Source organism: Bacillota bacterium (assembly GCA_012518215.1).
Classification (GTDB): domain Bacteria; phylum Bacillota; class Dethiobacteria; order DTU022; family PWGO01; genus JAAYSV01.
The window spans coordinates 1-17,847 of sequence record JAAYSV010000039.1; the positions used below are offsets into that span (position 1 = coordinate 1).

General features: G+C 51.3%; 14 protein-coding genes and 1 riboswitch. Of the genes, 9 read left to right on the forward strand and 5 right to left on the reverse strand.

Annotated elements, in window-relative coordinates; translation table 11 throughout:
• The first annotated feature begins 208 nt into the window (after positions 1-208).
• On the forward strand, positions 209-1,780 hold the full coding sequence (locus GX364_05745; GenBank protein NLI70344.1) for an alpha-L-fucosidase: 1,572 nt from the start codon (positions 209-211) through the stop codon (positions 1,778-1,780).
• A 228-nt stretch (positions 1,781-2,008) separates the two neighbouring features.
• Positions 2,009-2,668 (forward strand): thiamine diphosphokinase, encoded by a 660-nt coding sequence (locus tag GX364_05750; protein NLI70345.1) that lies wholly within the window; start codon positions 2,009-2,011, stop codon positions 2,666-2,668.
• Between the two features lie 11 nt (positions 2,669-2,679).
• Here GX364_05750 and GX364_05755 read toward each other — a convergent pair whose 3' ends face one another.
• From GX364_05755 to GX364_05775, 5 genes are all read right to left on the reverse strand, one after another.
• On the reverse strand, positions 2,680-3,444 hold the full coding sequence (locus GX364_05755; protein NLI70346.1) for an ABC transporter ATP-binding protein: 765 nt from the start codon (positions 3,442-3,444) through the stop codon (positions 2,680-2,682).
• Between the two features lie 113 nt (positions 3,445-3,557).
• The gene (locus GX364_05760) at positions 3,558-4,550 is read right to left on the reverse strand and encodes an ABC transporter substrate-binding protein (protein NLI70347.1); all 993 of its coding nucleotides are present in this window, start codon (positions 4,548-4,550) and stop codon (positions 3,558-3,560) included.
• Positions 4,551-4,552: 2 nt separating this feature from the next.
• The gene (locus tag GX364_05765) at positions 4,553-5,344 is read right to left on the reverse strand and encodes an ABC transporter permease (GenBank protein ID NLI70348.1); all 792 of its coding nucleotides are present in this window, start codon (positions 5,342-5,344) and stop codon (positions 4,553-4,555) included.
• 94 nt (positions 5,345-5,438) lie between these two features.
• A riboswitch (TPP riboswitch) is annotated at positions 5,439-5,550 on the reverse strand.
• Between the two features lie 81 nt (positions 5,551-5,631).
• Entirely contained in the window at positions 5,632-6,420 is a 789-nt protein-coding gene (locus GX364_05770; protein NLI70349.1) for a 4Fe-4S ferredoxin, read from the reverse strand.
• Between the two features lie 142 nt (positions 6,421-6,562).
• Positions 6,563-7,969 (reverse strand): hypothetical protein, encoded by a 1,407-nt coding sequence (locus GX364_05775; GenBank protein NLI70350.1) that lies wholly within the window; start codon positions 7,967-7,969, stop codon positions 6,563-6,565.
• Between the two features lie 309 nt (positions 7,970-8,278).
• Between GX364_05775 and GX364_05780 the strand changes: the two genes are divergently transcribed.
• The 7 genes from GX364_05780 to GX364_05810 all read left to right on the forward strand — a co-directional run bounded on the left by GX364_05780 (position 8,279) and on the right by GX364_05810 (position 17,689).
• A complete protein-coding gene (locus tag GX364_05780) occupies positions 8,279-10,798 on the forward strand; it encodes a glycoside hydrolase family 95 protein (protein ID NLI70351.1) in 2,520 nt (839 codons plus the stop codon).
• Between the two features lie 279 nt (positions 10,799-11,077).
• Positions 11,078-12,883 carry a hypothetical protein gene (locus GX364_05785; GenBank protein ID NLI70352.1) on the forward strand — a complete coding sequence of 602 codons (1,806 nt, stop codon included), beginning with the start codon at positions 11,078-11,080 and terminating at the stop codon, positions 12,881-12,883.
• Between the two features lie 230 nt (positions 12,884-13,113).
• Positions 13,114-14,010, forward strand: coding sequence for a M15 family metallopeptidase (locus GX364_05790; protein NLI70353.1), 897 nt, complete (start codon positions 13,114-13,116; stop codon positions 14,008-14,010).
• 342 nt (positions 14,011-14,352) lie between these two features.
• Positions 14,353-14,922, forward strand: coding sequence for an acyltransferase (locus GX364_05795; protein ID NLI70354.1), 570 nt, complete (start codon positions 14,353-14,355; stop codon positions 14,920-14,922).
• Positions 14,923-14,962: 40 nt separating this feature from the next.
• Positions 14,963-15,529 carry a flavodoxin family protein gene (locus GX364_05800; protein ID NLI70355.1) on the forward strand — a complete coding sequence of 189 codons (567 nt, stop codon included), beginning with the start codon at positions 14,963-14,965 and terminating at the stop codon, positions 15,527-15,529.
• Positions 15,530-15,577: 48 nt separating this feature from the next.
• Positions 15,578-16,369 (forward strand): hypothetical protein, encoded by a 792-nt coding sequence (locus GX364_05805; protein ID NLI70356.1) that lies wholly within the window; start codon positions 15,578-15,580, stop codon positions 16,367-16,369.
• An 84-nt stretch (positions 16,370-16,453) separates the two neighbouring features.
• Entirely contained in the window at positions 16,454-17,689 is a 1,236-nt protein-coding gene (locus GX364_05810) for an NAD(P)/FAD-dependent oxidoreductase (GenBank protein NLI70357.1), read from the forward strand.
• Positions 17,690-17,847 lie beyond the last annotated feature (158 nt).

A 17,847-nucleotide genomic window follows, 5' to 3' on the forward strand; every position in this document is an offset into this window, starting at 1 on the left:
GAAACATGCCGTTACTGCAGGGAGGCTTCAGTTTCACCAGGGAAGCTATTAAAAGTTTGATAGATAAAAAAGTGTGTTAAAAATTACGGGGTTCTCTCTTTTTTCCTAAAGTAGGTTGACACCGTCTGCAACAGCAGGCCATTTGCCCATGTTTTTTGCTTGATATATAATTTAGTAGATATCGGGTTTGATCGAGGGGGAAATCGATTTGTATATTGAAAAATTAATTGTCCCCGGCATTCTCATCGCTCTGGCATTATTCCTCGTTTTTTTTAGCCTGCGTGGCAAAATCCCCGGGGACCCACATTTTGAATCGGGCTGGGCAACTGACAACAACGGATTCGCAAAGGATGGCCCCGAGGTGGAAAGGCTGACTGCAGTGGTGCCGACTCCCATACAGCTCCATCATAGCAAGCTGGAATATTATTCGTTTATCCATTACGGTATGAATACATTTACCGGCAGGGAGTGGGGCACGGGAAAGGAAGACCCGCGGCAGTACAACCCCACCAGGGTTGATACCGACCAGTGGGTACGTGTATTGCAGGAATCCGGAAGCAGGGGAATCGTATTCACCGTCAAGCATCACGATGGCTTCTGCCTGTATCCGAGCAAATATACCGAGCACAGCATCGCCAACAGTCCCTATCAAAATGGCAAGGGCGACATCATGGGGCAACTTGCGGACAGCTGCCGTAAATACGGCATGAATCTGGGAATCTATCTTTCTCCCTGGGATATGCACGAGAAAACGTACGGCACCGAAGCTTACAACGACTACATGGTCAATCAGCTTACCGAGCTATGCACCAATTATGGCCCGCTTTTCATGATCTGGTTTGACGGGGCCAGGGGCAAGAACGTGCCCGAATTCAAATACGATTTCGAGCGCTATTACGAAGTTATTCGCCGGCTTCAGCCCGAAGCGATCATTGCCAATTGTGGCCCGGATGTGCGCTGGATTGGCAACGAGGCAGGTGTGGTACGCCCCGGTGAATGGAGTGTTGTCGCCGCAGATACAGCCGATGTGGACCGGATCATGGAACAATCACAGCAGGATGAACAGACGGGACGGGAACTGAAAGCCTTCGATCACACGGCGAAAGACCTGGGCAGCCGCGATGCGCTAAGGCGCCACCCGGATTTGAGATGGTATCCGGCAGAGGCCGATGTTTCCCTCCACCCCGGTTGGTTTTACAACAAGCGCCGGGCATTGTTCAGAAAGGGCGTGAAAAAACTTTGCTCACTTTATTACAATTCTGTCGGTGCCAATGCATCCCTTCTACTCAACGTTCCGCCAAACAGGGAAGGCGTGATTGCCGATCGGGATGTCAAGGTGCTCAAAGCATTTGGCGACCGGATCAGAAAGGATTTTTCCCGGCCCATCAGCTATCAGTTACATCTTGGAAATGCTGAAACAATGGTGGCCAGGGAGGAGGCCCGGGATGCACTTTCAGTTGAGGATGATCGTGGATACAGCTTTGCTGACCATGAATACATTGCAGACTTGAAACTTGGGCAGGCCGCCAAAGTAAAGCGCCTCGTGCTCAAGGAGGATCTGACCGGTAGCCAGCGTGTGGAGGCATTCGATGTTTTTGCACGTGTGAACCATGCGGGCATTGAAGGCGAAGAAAAATACAGGAAGATCGCCGGGAACACGGTCATCGGCAGCAAGAGGATCATAACCTTCGGGAGGGCGGTAAATACCGATACCATCCGTATTGTCATCCGGCAGTCGAGGGGTAACCCGGTATTGTCGTTCATCGGTCTTTACGAGTAAAGCCCGTTACCCCGGCGTTGCCTTTTTCTTCTCTTTCCCGGGTTTGAGTCTGGCTCCGGGTTTTTTGTTTGACAGATGACGATGAAATGCATCCGGCTACGAAAAAGAATTGGTCAATCCGGGCGGGTTGCGGGGGTGGGTGTGGACGTTTCCATGTCGTGTTGGAAGCAGCAAATGGGGGCAGGGGGTTACCCATTTATCTGCATGTGATGGAAGGGAGATGAGAGGATGACGAACCGTCGTTTTTTTCTTTTTGCCAATGGAGATTTCCGGGACCCCGATTTCTACCGAAAGCAGATTGATGCGGAAGACCGGATTGTCTGTGTAGATGGGGGTGCCCGTCATGTTCTGGAGATGGGTCTCCACCCTCATGTGGTCGTGGGGGACACCGACTCCATTGACGCGGATCTGCGTCAACGGCTGAACAATATGTCGGTGGAATGGATCCGTGATCCATCCATTGACCAGGATAAATCTGATATGGAGATGGCTCTGGATCACGTTCTCTCCCTTCGACCGAAACCGCTTGAAATTGTTGTCTGCGGAGCCCTCGGGGGTAAGAGGGTTGATCATACCCTGATCAATCTTTTTCTGCTGTTACGTCCTTTCGAGGCGGGTGTCCGCGCCAGGATTATCGATGAATTGCAGACGATCAGGTTGATTGACGGGGAATTGAAGTTTCAAGGGCAGGTCGGGGACTACCTGTCCCTGTTTGCGCTTACACCCAGTGTAACGGGGATATGGACCAGGGGGTTGAAATACCCGCTGCATGGAGATACTCTTTATTTTGCTTCTACCCTTGGCCTGAGCAATGAACTCTCTTCGCTTGAAGCCGAAGTAACGTTTTCTTCCGGGCTGCTTCTGGCAGTCCATATTTCACGCCACTGAGGGTACCCTCTTCATATTTTTGTTTCCAATGTTGCCAGAGTATCCATCAGTTGTTCACGGTATGAAATGAACCGGGAAGAGGTGATGGTCTTCCGGGAACGGGGGCGCGGTATTTCCACGGTTATTTCAAGGATAATCTTTCCCGGGCGATCCGAAATCATGTAAATCCGGTCGGAGAGGTAGATTGCTTCATCGATACTGTGGGTCACGAAGAGGACAGCTCTCCGGAAACGGTCCAGAATCCGGAGTAACCATTCACGCAGGTTTTCGCGGGTAAGGGCATCGAGGGCAGCAAATGGTTCATCGAGCAGCATCAGGTTGCTCTCCATCAGGACGGTCCGCAGCAGGGCTGCCCGCTGCTTCATCCCCCCGGAAAGTTGGCCCGGGTAGTATGACGCAAAACCTTCGAGCCCGAATACCGGCAACAGTTCACATACCCTGGCAGAGGCCTCTTCTTTACTCTTGCCTTCTGCAAGCAGCGGCATGGCCGCGTTCTGCAACAGGGTTTTCCATGGAAAAAGCAGGTCCTGCTGGGGCATGTAACCGACTTTGGCCGGTCGGCCGGTGATCTCCTTGCCCTTCAGGAAGACCTGGCCATGATCAGGTTCGAGCAGGCCGGCGGCGATCTTGAGCAGGGTGCTTTTGCCCGACCCGCTGGGGCCGAGTAGCGAAACAAATTCCCCCGCGTTCACCCGGAGCGAGACTTCTTCCAGGACGGGCAGTATCTCCGAAGCAAAGGTGTAGGTTGAACTGATATTATCCAATTTCAAGAGCATTTTCCCGGGACCTCCATCCTGTTGGCTGCATGCTGCCGGGGCAAGCTGGAAACATGCTGCAGGGGCTTGTGGCAGAGCCCCCGCAGCGGTGCTTTCAGATTTTCCATGACATCTCAACGGATAAAATCGTTGGTAAAAGCACGATCCACATCGAGCATTTCAGCAATCAGACCCTGGTCATGTAGCCAGCGGCTGTAGTTATCCCATACTTCTTTTTTCTGCAGGCCCCATACCTCGGCATCTTCCTGATACCTGTCTTTCAACCACTCCTGGCTGGCCATCACCAGTTCGCGATCAAGTTCCGGTGCATTCTGCAGCAGGATTTCCGCGGCCTCGGCAGGGTTTTCGATTGCCAGCCGGTAACCTTTTGCGGTGGCGCGCATGAATTTTTCAACCAATTCAGGCTGTTCATCTATGATAGTTTCGCTACTGATGATCAGGGGTGTATAGTAATCAAGGGCCCGGTCAAGATCACGCAGTGGCATATAGTTCAGCTCCAGTCCTTTGAGTTCAGCTTCAATACCATCCCAACCATAATATATCCAGGCGAAATCGGCCAGGCGTTCGATGACGGCAAAGAGGTCTGCCTCACCGACAGTGACGATGGACACCTGATCGAAGTCGGCGCCGACTTTATCCATCAGTGCCTTGATGGTTGCTTCTTCCACTTCGGTACCCCAGCTGCCGTAGCTTTTTCCTTCAAAATCGGCCACCGTCATTATATTCCTGTCTTTCAAAGAAGCAAAGCCCGAGGTATTGTGCTGTAAAATGGTGCCGATGGAGACGACAGGGATACTGTCGTTTGCACGGGCAAAGGTGACCTGTTCCTGATAGCTGATACCGAACTGCGCTTTATCCGTGGCCACGAGCGGGACGACATTTCCCCCGGCCTCCTCTATCTCAACTTCCAACCCTTCTTCAAGATAATAACCCCTGTCCCTGGCCACGAAAAGCCCACTGTAGTTGGTGTTGGGATTCCAATCCAGAAGAAGGGTAACCTTTTCGGCGGCAGGAGTGCTTTCCCGGTTGCATCCCGCCGCAAAGAACAGGCTCAGAAACAGAACCAGGCCCAGAACGGACCATCCCATCAATTTGTTTTTGTTCATCTTCAACACATTTCTTCACTCCCTGTAGTTGTGATTTTTGTTCGACTCCAGGGCATTGCCAGCCAGGCAAACATGGTGGTGATCCTGAAGAGGATCAGGCTGAGCAACACGGCGATGAGCACGGCAGCGAAAAGATGGCCGGTCTTGTAAGAATGCATCATCCGTGTCATGTAAACGCCCAGGCCGATACTTCCACCCAACCACTCGCCGATGATTGCCCCCATGACGCTATAGGTGGCGGAGATCTTCAGACCGGAAAAAAAATGGGGCAGGACAGAGGGGAGCAGAAGGGATTTGAAGGTAAACCAGGAACCGGATTGCATCACCCGCATCAATTCAAGAGCCTCGGGATTGACCTGTTTCAACCCCTCGGCGACATTTACCGCCAGCGGGAAGAAGCAGACCAGGGTGACCACGGCGACCTTGGGGGTCAGGCCCACGCCGAGCCAGATGAGAAGAAGTGGGGCCAGGGCAAATATGGGGATGGCCTGCGAGATCACCAGCAAGGGATAGACAGCGTTTCTGACCGATTCCCAGCGGTTCATGGCCAGGGCCAGGATCATGGCCACGGCTATGGCCAGCAACAGGCCGATGCCCACAGCATAGAGGGTTGCTGCGGTATGTTTCATCAGCAGGGCAAAATTTTCTGTCAGTGCCCCGGCTATGTTCGAAGGGGAAGGCAGAATATAATCCGGCAGGGAAAACAAACGGCAGATCACCTCCCAGAAGGCGATGAGCAGTACCATGATCAGGAAGGATGGCAGGCGTTGTCGGGCATTGTTTCCAATTTTCATCAGCGAAAGCTCCTATCTGCTGTTGGCGTAGCGGCATTATTTCCGGGCGGGCCAAAAAAACAAGCTGGAGCCAACGATGGCTTCAGCTTGCATTTCCGGATGGCAAGTATGTTCCCTACGCTGGCATTACCCAGGTCAGGTTCGAAGGGTCAGAGCAATGGCAGCTCTATCTCAGCCGGGTCAACCCAGCCCCCCTTTGACCTATTATTTTGATCCTTGAAAACAGGATACCACAAGCGGTGGCCGACTGCAAATCTTATCTTCCGTATTTTGCCGGTTGAAGATTTTCAATTGACCCCCAGCTCCTCGATATCTATATGGGGGTTTCTGTATCTTCTTTTCCTTCCGGTAAACATACCGTATTCAATAGCTCTCTCGGGGCATAGATTGATGCAAGCCAGGCACTGGACACACTGATCACCCCACACGGGTTTGTCTTCGACTTTGATGCATCCGGTAATACAAACCTTCTCGCAGATACCGCATGAATTGCAGCTATCGTTAACACGGAAATACCTGGTGTTGACCGAATATTTCATGAACAACGGGTTTACGACGTAAGTCAGGAGGTGGGGCAGAGGACCCTTGACCAGTTCGAAAACTCCCTTCTGCCGTTTCCCGATAATATCATTTATATGCTCAAGTTTTTTCCCGGCCCCCGCCAGTTTTCTTTCCGCTTTCTCTGGCGCATCCGCATTCATGGCTATGACCATGTAATTGTTGGGCATGATCAGTGAAAACCCGCTGTGAAGTGGCAGATTGTTCTGTTGCAACTCATGCTCGACGACCTTCATGGCCTGGCCGATATTCTGGCCGCAGGTGATCACAGAAAAAACATAGTTGTCCTCGAAGTTGTTGATTTTCAACCGGCGCATGAAGTTGACCACCATACCGGGCGGCCCCCAGGAATAAACCGGGAATACAAATCCCAGGATTTCCCCCGCGGCCATGGTGTGTTCGAAGCTATTCCCTTCCAGCATGAGTTTGGGAATGGAAGATAGTTTTTCCCCCTGTGCGGCGGCAATATTTTTTGCGGCATGCAAGGAATTACCTGTCCCCGAAAAATAATAGATCATGGCTGGCCCCCCTTGATTCTCGGTGGATCCATGGAAGCGGATCCAACCTGCGTTCTCCACAGATCTTTCTACGTGGGAAGGTGTATTCCCTTTAAATTTATACCACTGCTGTATCCAATATGCTATTTTTTGTAAGGATGTATCATCGGTGGGGATATCTGTCCCTGATAGCCGAGGAGATGGCTTTGAACAGTGATAAATCTGTATCGGAAGCATTGTCGCAAGCATAATGCCAGACCATCACGCCTCCCAGGCCCTGATCAAGTGAATAGCTGGTTTTGTTGTATGCTGTCTGGTAGCAATTGTAGAATCTATCTTTTTCCGTTCCGCCAAAACTTCCAACTGCCCTGTCACTGTATCGTCCCAACTTTTCGCTTTCATCCTTGTAAAGGGTCCACAACTCGGCCATATCGTCTGGACGCGCATAAAAGGGTATGCCCAGATCGACCTTGGAGAGCGGAATGTTTTTCTTTTTCATGTATTCGATTGCCCCGATGCATTGCGTGTAAAAACTGCTGTGATGCCCGCGGCTGTCCGGCAAGTCGTAGCACATCAGTTCTATCACATCGATGGCATCGATATGTTTTTTGTTGAATTTGATTCCCCAGGGTGCGAGTGCGACCGCCACCTTGAGGTCGGGTTTCTTCTCTTTCAGGCACAGGATGAAATTTCCGTAAACATTGAAATCCCGATAACTTACCGGGTATTCCCAATCAAAAGCAAGACCATCAAATCCTTTATCTTTTACATATCCGATCATGTTATCTGCCAGCTTCACCCTGTTGCCCTTCTTCGCCATGGCGACGTCAACGGCCAACTCCCTGACCATCCTGTTCCAGTCACTATCATAGGGCCTGTCTGCTTCAAACAGAAAATTGACGTATACGGTGTAATTTCTGTTCAGCCTGGCCTGGGCCTGTTTGATAAGATCGAGAGAGTTATCCAATCGCGGGTCGATTTTGATATCCCCATTTTTGTTGAAAGTGGCCATTCCAAATAAAATGATGTCGGTGATGTTGGCAAGATGCCCCTCGTCCATATCATCGATTTTCTGCAACGTATCGGCAACGATATATGCCGTTGTTCTGAAGGATCCCGCATCCTGCACCCTCTGATTCCGGAAGGTGATGTCTTTGACCGAATATCTGCCGCTTACGGTGGCAATCTCGATCACTATTTTGTTTGTGAAAAGGGCTGGAAAAGTGCAGAAGGCAGTCTTTTCTACATAATCCTGTTTGTAGACGAGCTTTTTGCTGTTGCCGGAAGGGGCGTATATTTCCAATCCTTCTATTCCCGACCCTGCAACTTCGATAATGGCAGTATTGAGGGAGATGAGCCGATCAAACGAGGCAACGATTGTCACGGGTTGATCTGCATTGTTGATGGCAGGAGAAGATACTTCCCTGCCGTCCACCGCCCATGAAATGGCAAGAACCTGTTGTTCTTCGGCGACGGAAGCGGGGGCACCCGGGTGTTCTGCACAACCACTTGCAAGGAGCAGGGCTGCCATTGCAAGCAAGAGGGAAAAAATATAAATTATTCTTTTCATGTCCGGTTCACCACCTTGATTGTAACACAATTAACTGCTTTTTTTCTTCCGGCCGCAGGGCAGTCTTTTTGTTTATCATCGCGAGAAAGCGATGGGGGTAAATGAACTTTGTGGAATCTTTCCATCCCGGGTTGTTTGAAAATCATTGTTTTTCTGCCAGGTACCATGAAGGATTGACTGCCGATTATCGCGATGCCGCCAATGAGTGAAAAAATGTGAACAAACAAGGTTTCTCGGGGAAACGGGCATGGGTATCAAGGGGAAAGGCCTGACCCCGCCGACTGCCTTTCAAAAGTTTGATGTGGTATAGTGTACGGAGATGTTTCTATCAAAATCCATCTGTTCGGTGCAATGGCCGGTAAAAAAAGTAGGGAAAAAAAATTGATACTACTCCTGATTGTTTTGTCCCTGGGCGGTTTATTGTTTTTTTTCACAGGATATGGCCGGAATCCGCTTCGCTACGGTTCTTCCACCCGTTCCCCGGTCACCGACGGCTCCTCGCAGCTTTATTTTGATCGGCATGCCGGATCGTTCACGGAGGCTCTGCCTGTTGGCAACGGTCGATTGGGAGGTATGGTTTACGGCGGCAGCAAGAAGGAAAGGATCCTGTTGAACGAGATATCCATGTGGTCGGGATCCTGTCAGGAGGCCAACAAGGAAGAGGCCCACAAATCTTTGCCACTTATCCGGAGGCATCTTCTTGCCGGGGAGAACCGGGAGGCCCAGGAGTTACTTTTGAAAGAATTTATCTGCGAGGGGGCAGGTTCCGGCCAGGGGCGCGGCAAGTCGGTGCAGTTCGGATGCTATCAGATGCTTGCAGACCTTCTGATCAGGTGGAAAAACAGGGGCATGATCAGGGATTATTCCCGGGTGCTTGACCTGTCCACGGCGGTGGCAACCGAATCCTACATGCAGAAAGGAAATCTGATCAACAAGGAATATTTTGTTTCCGCTCCGGATCAGGTTTTTGTGGTACACATTACCTCCGCATTTCCACGGGCACTGTCCCTGGAGCTCTCGCTCGGGCGGCCCGAACGTGCCCGTACCTGGATCGATGATCGGGGGTTGTTGATCATCGAGGGAAATCTGGAAAGTGGAACCGACCGGGAGGGCATGCGCTACGCGGCGGCGGTGGAGGTAATTTCCGATGGCAATATGACCGCCTCTTCCGGTAAAAGTGCGGTGATCCGCCTGAAAGAGGCCAGCGAGGTTACCCTTCTTGTTGCCGCCGCAACCGATTATCAGGGATTTGCCGGCAGGCGAACAGCGGACCCCCGTAAAGCGATAAAAGATGATCTTTCGCGATCCCGGGTTTTCTCTTACGAGGAGTTGAAAGAAAGGCATATCTCCGATTATCGTTCTTACTATGATCGAGTAGATCTGGACCTGGGGCATGGTGCGGGAGAGAAGAAACCGACACCGGCGCGTCTGGCCGCTTTCAGCAGGGGACAACCCGATCCTTCGCTGGCTGCCCTGTATTTCAATTTTGGGCGCTATCTGCTCATCAGCTCCAGCAGGCCGGGGGGTTTACCCGCCAACCTGCAGGGCCTCTGGGCCGACACCGTGAATACACCCTGGAACGGAGATTACCATTTGAATATCAATGTACAGATGAATTACTGGCCGGCAGAGGTAACCAACCTTCATGAATTGCATCGGCCATTGATCGATCTGGTAAAGTCGCTGGTTGAGCCCGGTAGCAGGACGGCCCGGGCGTATTACAATGCCCGTGGCTGGGTGGCGCATGTTATTACCAACCCTTGGGGTTTCACAGCTCCGGGCGAGAGTGCGGAATGGGGCTCCACCGTTTCAGGTTCCGGATGGTTGGCATCCCATCTGTGGGAACACTATGCCTTCTATCCCGAACGCGATTACCTTCGGGAAATCTACCCGGTGCTGGAAGGAGCTGCCCGTTTCTACCTGGATATGCTCATCGACCTGCCAGACAGCGGTTTCCTGGTGACGGCACCGAGCAATTCTCCGGAACTGGGCTACAGATACAGGGGAAAGATCATCCATACCTGCATGGGGCCCACCATTGACAACCAGGTATTGCGGGAGCTTTTCGAGAACACGCGCCGGGCAGCGGAGATCCTGGGAATTGATGAGGATTTTCAGAAGGAACTCTCCGCCAAGCGCGCCAAACTTCCCCCGACGGCGATAGGCCGGGGCGGAAGGATCATGGAATGGCTGGAAGACTACGAGGAGGAGGATCCCCGGCATCGTCATCTGTCACACCTTTATGGGCTTTATCCCGCCAGCGAGATCACGGAAAGAAACAGGGATCTCTTTACGGCTGCGCGGGATACGCTGGAAAGAAGGGGAGATGGGGGCACCGGCTGGTCCCTGGCCTGGAAAGTCAATCTCTGGGCACGCTTGAAAGATGGAGAAAGGGCCTACCAACTGCTGAAAAAATTGCTCGTTCCTGTCCATGAACGAAGGAATTTCCCTTTTTCACAATCAGGCGGGGGAACTTATCCCAACCTGTTCTGTGCGCATCCCCCGTTTCAGATTGACGGCAATCTAGGCGGGACTGCCGGAATAGCCGAGATGCTGCTCCAGAGCCACGACGACGTTATCGAGTTGCTGCCGGCCCTGCCCCCCTGCTGGCTGGAGGGGAATGTAAAGGGGCTCCGGGCGCGTGGCGGATTTGAATTGAATTTTTGCTGGGAAAATGGGCGGCTGGTGGAAGGCACCCTGACTTCTTTGACCGGGGGAACGACGACCCTCTCCTATCGGGAACCTTTATCCGTTGGCCAGCAGACGGGCTGTTTCGTTCCGGTTACATTGAAAGCCGGAGAGTCCGTGAATTTCAAGCTGGCAGAATAGTTGGCAGGATGAAATATCCAGCCGGGCATGTCCCGGATTGCCAGGAAAATGGAACAACCGATCCGACGCCCGGCCGACCGTTGGGTGGCACCCGTTTGTCACATGCCATGCACTTCGAAAGGGTTTTATGATCCCGATTCCCGATCCATCAAAACACAGAAGATTTTGTTTGCCCTGCAGTGCATCCGATGGGGGTTTTCGATCACGCATGCCCTTTTTTCGTGATATAATTGGGTGAATTTCAGGTTTCGTGGATGGGGGCGTCTTTGCATTGGGATAGTGGAAGAAACAGATGTTGAAATACGACGCACCAAAAAAAACATTCTATGCCTGGCGGTTGTTGCTTTGATACTTCTGGCGGCGGTTGCCATTGCCGGATTCCACCTCTCACCGCATTATTTCTGGGGTGCTGTTTTTGTTGCCCCCCTGCTCGGGGCGGCGGCCCGGTTATATTTCAAGTTGCGCAGACTGAAAACGTTGCTGGGACTGAGAAAACGGTGGGCCATGCCTGTCGATACACCAAGGGATTTCGAAAAAATCTCCACATTGCATGGTTTCATGGCCGGGAATGAATTACCGGGTATGATTGATCGTCAGACCTGGCGGGACCTGGATGGCGATCAGATCTATGCCCTGCTTGACCGGACCTTCACCGCGCCGGGACAGGCCGTTCTGTACACGATTTTGAAAAACCCCAGTTTTGACCGGGGACTTCTTGAGAAGCGGTCAAGGCTGATCAGGTTGTTTCAGAAGGATGATTGTTTCCGGGAAAAACTGCAGCTTCTTCTTCTGCCTCTGGAGAGGGCAAGAGACAGTGACATGGCAAACCTTCTGTGGGAAGGACTTCCCTCCCCCTCTCCCCATGCTCCATTGTTCACGGTTCTGGCCCTGGCAGCAATGATCTCTTTATTTACCCCGCTATTTCTGGGAAAATACAGTATCCCCATGATCCTTGGTATGTTCGGGATAAATTCATGGGTACATTATCATCTGACGAAAAAATATCAGAATGTATTATCAGCCATTCCCGGGCTGGCGGTACTGCTGAAAACGGCATCGAAAGTTGCCGATCTGAAAGTGGCGGCAATGGGTGATGTGTGTGAACAGCTGCGGAATGCTTCCCTGTCATGCCGGCATATTTCCCGGAACATCGCTTATTTGCAACCAACACTGCTTGGATCCGAACTGGATTTTCTGTATGAATACCTGAAAGTTTATTTTCTTCTTGAAGTGCGGGCATACAATAGGACCTTGAGTGAATTCAAAAAACGGGTTGAACAACTTCAGGAAATATATCTGATTATCGGGGAACTGGATGCCATGCAGTCCATTGCCTCCTACAGGGAGGGTCTTCCTGCACCCGGCTATGTTGAACCGGAACTTGTTGCCGGGGGAGAACCCATCTGCGCGGTGGATAATGTTCGCCATCCGTTGCTGAATGATGCGGTGGCAAATTCAATTATTGTTGACAGGGAAGGGGTGCTGATTACCGGCTCCAACATGTCGGGCAAATCAACATTTTTGAGAACCATTGCTGTAAATGCGGTGTTTGCCCAGACCATCTTCACCTGCCTGGCATCATCCTACCGGGGAAGCTTTTTTCGGGTAATCACCTCCATCAGCAGGGAAGATAGTTTGATGGAAGGCAGAAGTTTCTATTACCGGGAAGCGGAAAGGCTGTTGAAACTTGTCCGGGCTGCCACCGGGGCGGACGTGAAGGCACCGGCGCTATGTATCATCGACGAACTTCTGTCGGGCACGAACTACACGGAGAGATTTGCTGCATCACAGGGAATATTGAGCTACCTGGCATCCCGGAATGCCCGGGTGCTGGCTGCTACTCATGATCTGGATCTGGCCGAAAAACTGCAAGGGTCTTATTGCTGTTATTACTTTAGCGATCGGGTCGGGCAGGAAGGCCTTGATTTTGACTACAAGCTGAAAAAAGGTGTTTCCACCAATCGCAATGCGATCAAACTTCTGGAATACATGGAGTATCCCCGGGAAATAACAGAACAGGCCAATACAATTGCCAGGCAGCTCACCTCCGGTTCAGGGGTTCTTGATGGGCCATGGAACGGTTAGCAATTGAATGGCGCCCACGCCTGGAAACGTGTTAAACCCGGGAAGTAAAATCAGCCAATGAATGACTTGAAGTTGCCGGATCCTGTAAAAGGCCAGAAAACCATTCCACAACGAAAGGGAAAATGTGGTCAAATGTCGAATTGAATCAGGCAAATGTAATTCATTTTTCAGTTAATTGCAGGAAAAATGATAGGGGACAGGAGTCAATGATGGCAAGAGGACATACAGCGATGCGGATTGCGACATTTTTGCTGAGTGCGGCAATGATCATTCCCCTATCGATCAACATACACAAGCTTGATATTTTTTCCACTCCGATCACGGAGCAACAACCAGAAAATCAGGAAGCATTTCTGCCAGCAGAGGTATCGGAACCTGAAAGTGAACCTGAATCCGATGGCGAACCTGAACCGGAAAGTGAACCGCCCGGGGAGGAAGAAAATCAGGAGCCGGATGCCACGGAGCCCGAGTCCGAGCCGGAAACCCAACCTGCCTCTGCACCACAACCGCAGCCACAACCGCCACCACAGCCACAACCACAACCCGAACAGGCTTTGCAGGTTATCCCTGATGGCAATTATTTGTTGGCGCTTGTCACCAAGGAAACGACTCTGAAAAAAGATTATGCCCCCGGTGACCTTGTGGGAATTCCCTCGTACATGAAACCTTCCAGGGCACTGTACTTGCGCGCCGAAGCGTTCAAGCATCTCGAAGAAATGTGGAACGCGGCCAATACCGATGGAGTGACGCTGGCGGTACTCTCCGCGTACAGAAGTTATTCTTATCAGGCACAGCTATTCAACAATTATGCCAGGAGGCATGGTGAAGCGGAGGCGAATCGATTCAGTGCGCGGCCGGGGCAATCGGAACACCAGCTGGGGACGACGATAGATTTTGGCGGTTCGGGTTCCGACTGGTCGGCTTCTTTTGGCGAAACGGCGCAGGGCAAATGGCTTGCCAACAATGCATATTTGTACGGCTTTGCCATGAGTTATCCCCGGGGGATGGAACATGTTACGGGCTATATCTATGAACCCTGGCATTACCGCTATATCGGGGTGGAGGCGGCCGGGGAATGGAAAGAATCGGGCCAGCCGCTCTGTGTGTATCTGGAGCAGAAACAGTGAGTCTGCATTCCGCGCATGACGGCTACATCTTTTGAGCTTTGGAAAGTAACCGTTTCTCCGATCCTGCCGATGGATTTTTTCACCCACGGTAAGCATATCTGCAGCCCCTATGTTCACAGACTTGTTGTTTATCATGGAATGCCCTGGTGGCTTTATTATCCTTTTTTGCCTCGTTTCAGGGATGTAATGCAGGGTGTTCATGATCGATGGCCGCGCTATCCGGTTTCAAAAATGCCCGGGATCCGGCGGCTACCCACATTTTCGGGAAAATTGACACCCGCAACCCTCAGTTGCTATAATTGCCGGGGGTAAAAAAAGGATTTTTTCTGGAGGGAATCCAGTATGTCAGAGGGAAAAAAATGCTTTGAAAAGATACAGCAGAGGCACCATACACTCAGGGCGGAGATGTACCGCAACTTCAACCGGGTGTTGCCATTCAACGAGTTGGTATCGGACCGCCGGGAGAAAGCCGCCTTCCTCGGATTCGGGGAAGGCACGAGTATCTATGATTCCAGTGTGGTAACAGGCAATGTGACCGTGGGGAAAAACGTCCGCATCGGGCCTTTTACCGTTCTTGATGGAAGCGGCGATCTTGAGATCGGGGATCATTGTGAAATTTCTGCCGGGGTGCAGATATATTCCCATGACCCGGTTTCTAGAACCCTGTCGGCAGGGGAAAAGCCCATCGACAAAGCTGGAACAAAAATCGGTGCTCGTTGCCATATCGGCAGCATGAGCATTATCACCAAAGGGGTGAATATTGGCCGTTGTTGTGTAATAGAAGCCAACAGCCTTGTCAACAGGGATATACCCGATTACAGCATTGCTGCGGGCACTCCGGCAACCGTCATCGGCAGGGTTGTCCTTGAAGAAAGCGGGGAAATAAGGTTCGATTACCATCAGAATGAATGATGATTCAGCAAAGTTTTATTTTCGGAGGGAGGAATCATGATTGAAAAATTTACTGGCGATATCATCCAGCCCCAGGCGTGAAGGCAACAGTGAAATATTGTTGCAATCATTCTTGCATGGGGCCGAGGAAGCAGGCTGGAATGTGGACCATGTACGGATCAATAACCTCAAAATAAATTTCTGCCGGGCATGCGATTGGTGTGCGGACAGCGGGGAATGTATCCAGAAAGATGATATGCAGGCCATATACCCCAAGGTAGTTGCTGCCAGGGCGATGGTTCTGGCCACCCCCATCTATTTTGGCACGATGTCCGGGCAGATGAAGGTTTTTATCGATCGTTTCCAATGCTGGTGGCAAGCCAAGTACGTAATAAAGAAACCCCCGGTGGATCCCCGGGAGAAACGGCCGGGATATTTTATCTGTGTCAGCGCACTGGAGGGAAAAGATTATTGTGAAAATGCGCTGGCAGCGGTGAAGGTGTTTTATCACAACATCAATTATCATTATGCCGATTCTATATTTTTCGAGGGTGTGGACAGGAAGGGGGCCATAAAACAATATCCCCGGATCATGGAGAAAGCTTACGAGGTAGGCCGACTTCTGTAAAAACGAATCACTCCCCGCTTTGTGACAATCGGGTTTTGGGAGATGAAAATGATCAAGAAAAGATACTTGCAGATGCTCAACATATTGGGTTTTATCATTTTTTCAGCCGGTCTGGTCAAGGGGTTTCTGAATGCCGATCTGTTTTTGTCGCCATCGGTTGACGCTTCCATTCCCCTGTTGGGGTTATGTGCATCTTTTGTCATTCCAATGTGGATAATAATTGGCCTGTCGATGTTTTCCTTCTGTCTCTACCAGAGTCAAGGAATTTTGCGTAAGGATGAACGGGAGAAACCCTCCACGGAGAGGGTAGGCCCTCTTTTTTTTATAGCAAGCATTTTGAATACGGGATGGTTGCTGGCCCGCTATTTCAAGGTCATCAATATTTCCCTGTTGATCTTGATTGTTCTGCTGGCGGTGCTCATAAAAAATTACCTGAATCTGGAGGCGGGAGCCAGGGTATCATCGGCTTCGGAAATTCTGTGGGTGAAACTGCCTTTCCGCATCTATCTGGGCTGGATTACGGTTATCACCATCACAGAATTGGCGGCCACGATCAATCTCGGCTGGGAAGGTTTCGGGTTTTCAGAAGTATACTGGACCGTGGCGGTGATGGCAATTGTTATTGTTACGGCATTTGTTTTTTTGAAACGACGCCTGGATCTGGCCGCAAGCACTGCAATGCTATGGTTTCTGCTGGGTATAGCTATCAGGGGGTTTTCCACGGAGTTCGGGGAGACAGCCATGGCGGTGTTTGCTCTTGCGGGTATGCTGATCATCATGGTGTCGGCCTCCTGGTTTCTGGCCCGAAAATATGTATCAGGGAAAATAAAAGGGGCATAGCAATTTAACGGTCTTGAGAAATAATTGCAGTTCCATGGCAGGATAATGTCATTGATAGAGCGGTGAAGGGCGGGCTTCGGGGCGATGCAGACCGAAAAAAAAAGAGTGGTTGTAATCGGGGCCGGGGCGGCGGGGATGATGGCAGCTGGAACGGCCGGCGGCCGCGGAGCGGAAGTGTTTCTGATCGAGAAGAATGATCGCCCGGGACGGAAGATGATGCTGACCGGCAAGGGCAGGTGCAATATCACCAACGATACCGATGTGCAGGGCCTGATTGCCGGTGTGCCCGTGAACGGCAAATTTCTTTACAGTGCATTCCACGCTTTTTCTGCCGCGGATCTGCTGATACTCCTGGAGAAGTTCGGCCTGGAGACCAGGACGGAACGGGGAAGGCGTGTTTTCCCTGTTTCTGACCGGGCTGCAGATGTCGTCAACACCCTCTTGAAATTTGTCAAACAGAACAAGGTGCACATTGAAAGAGGAGAGGTTGCACGTGTGTTAACCGGACGGGGCAAAGTGGAAGGGGTTTTGCTGAAAGATGGCACGGAGATACGGGCAGACAGCGTGATCGTGGCTACCGGGGGCCTTTCTTACCCATCCACCGGTTCGACGGGGGATGGGTATAGATTCGCCGCAGAATGCGGCCACACTCTTACCCCCCTTGAACCATCCCTGGTGCCGCTGGAGATCAAAGAAAAATGGGTCCGTGAACTCCAGGGGCTTTCTCTGCGCAATGTCAGCGTAAAGGTATATAACAGAAACAAGAGGAAATTGTTCGAGGATTTCGGGGAGATGCTCTTCACCCATTACGGGGTTTCGGGGCCGATGATCCTTTCCGCGTCTTCCTCCATGCGTGAAATGGATCGGGAACGCTATGTTCTGGCGATTGACCTGAAGCCGGCTCTTTCCGGGGAACAACTTGACCGCAGGATCCGCAGGGATTTCACCGCCTACTCACGCAAGATGTTTGCCAACTCACTTCATGATCTGCTGCCCCGGAAATTGATTCCGGTGATCATTGCTCTGTCCGGTATCCCACGGGAGAAACGCGTTCATCAGATCACGCAGGAGGAACGTGCCGGCTTGGTCACGCTGATAAAAAATCTGATCCTTCACGTGCATGGATTCAGGCCCCTGGAGGAAGCAATCATCACTTCGGGGGGTGTCTGCACCCGGGAAATCAATCCCTCAACGATGGAATCCCGCATTGTCAAAGGGCTTTTCTTTGCCGGTGAGGTGATCGATGTGGATGGATATACGGGTGGATACAACCTTCAGATTGCCTTTTCCACCGGTTACCTGGCTGGCATGTGCAGCTGATAGCAGAATGTTACCTGCAAACAGGAAGCGTTCAGGGACGGAGGAACGGCTTTTCACAATTTGGATGGAAGGGCATCACGTGGAATAATCATCATCTTCAGGGTATTGAAAAAAGGAATTTCAGGTCACCGGCCCTCCAGGCAATTAATATAAATTTG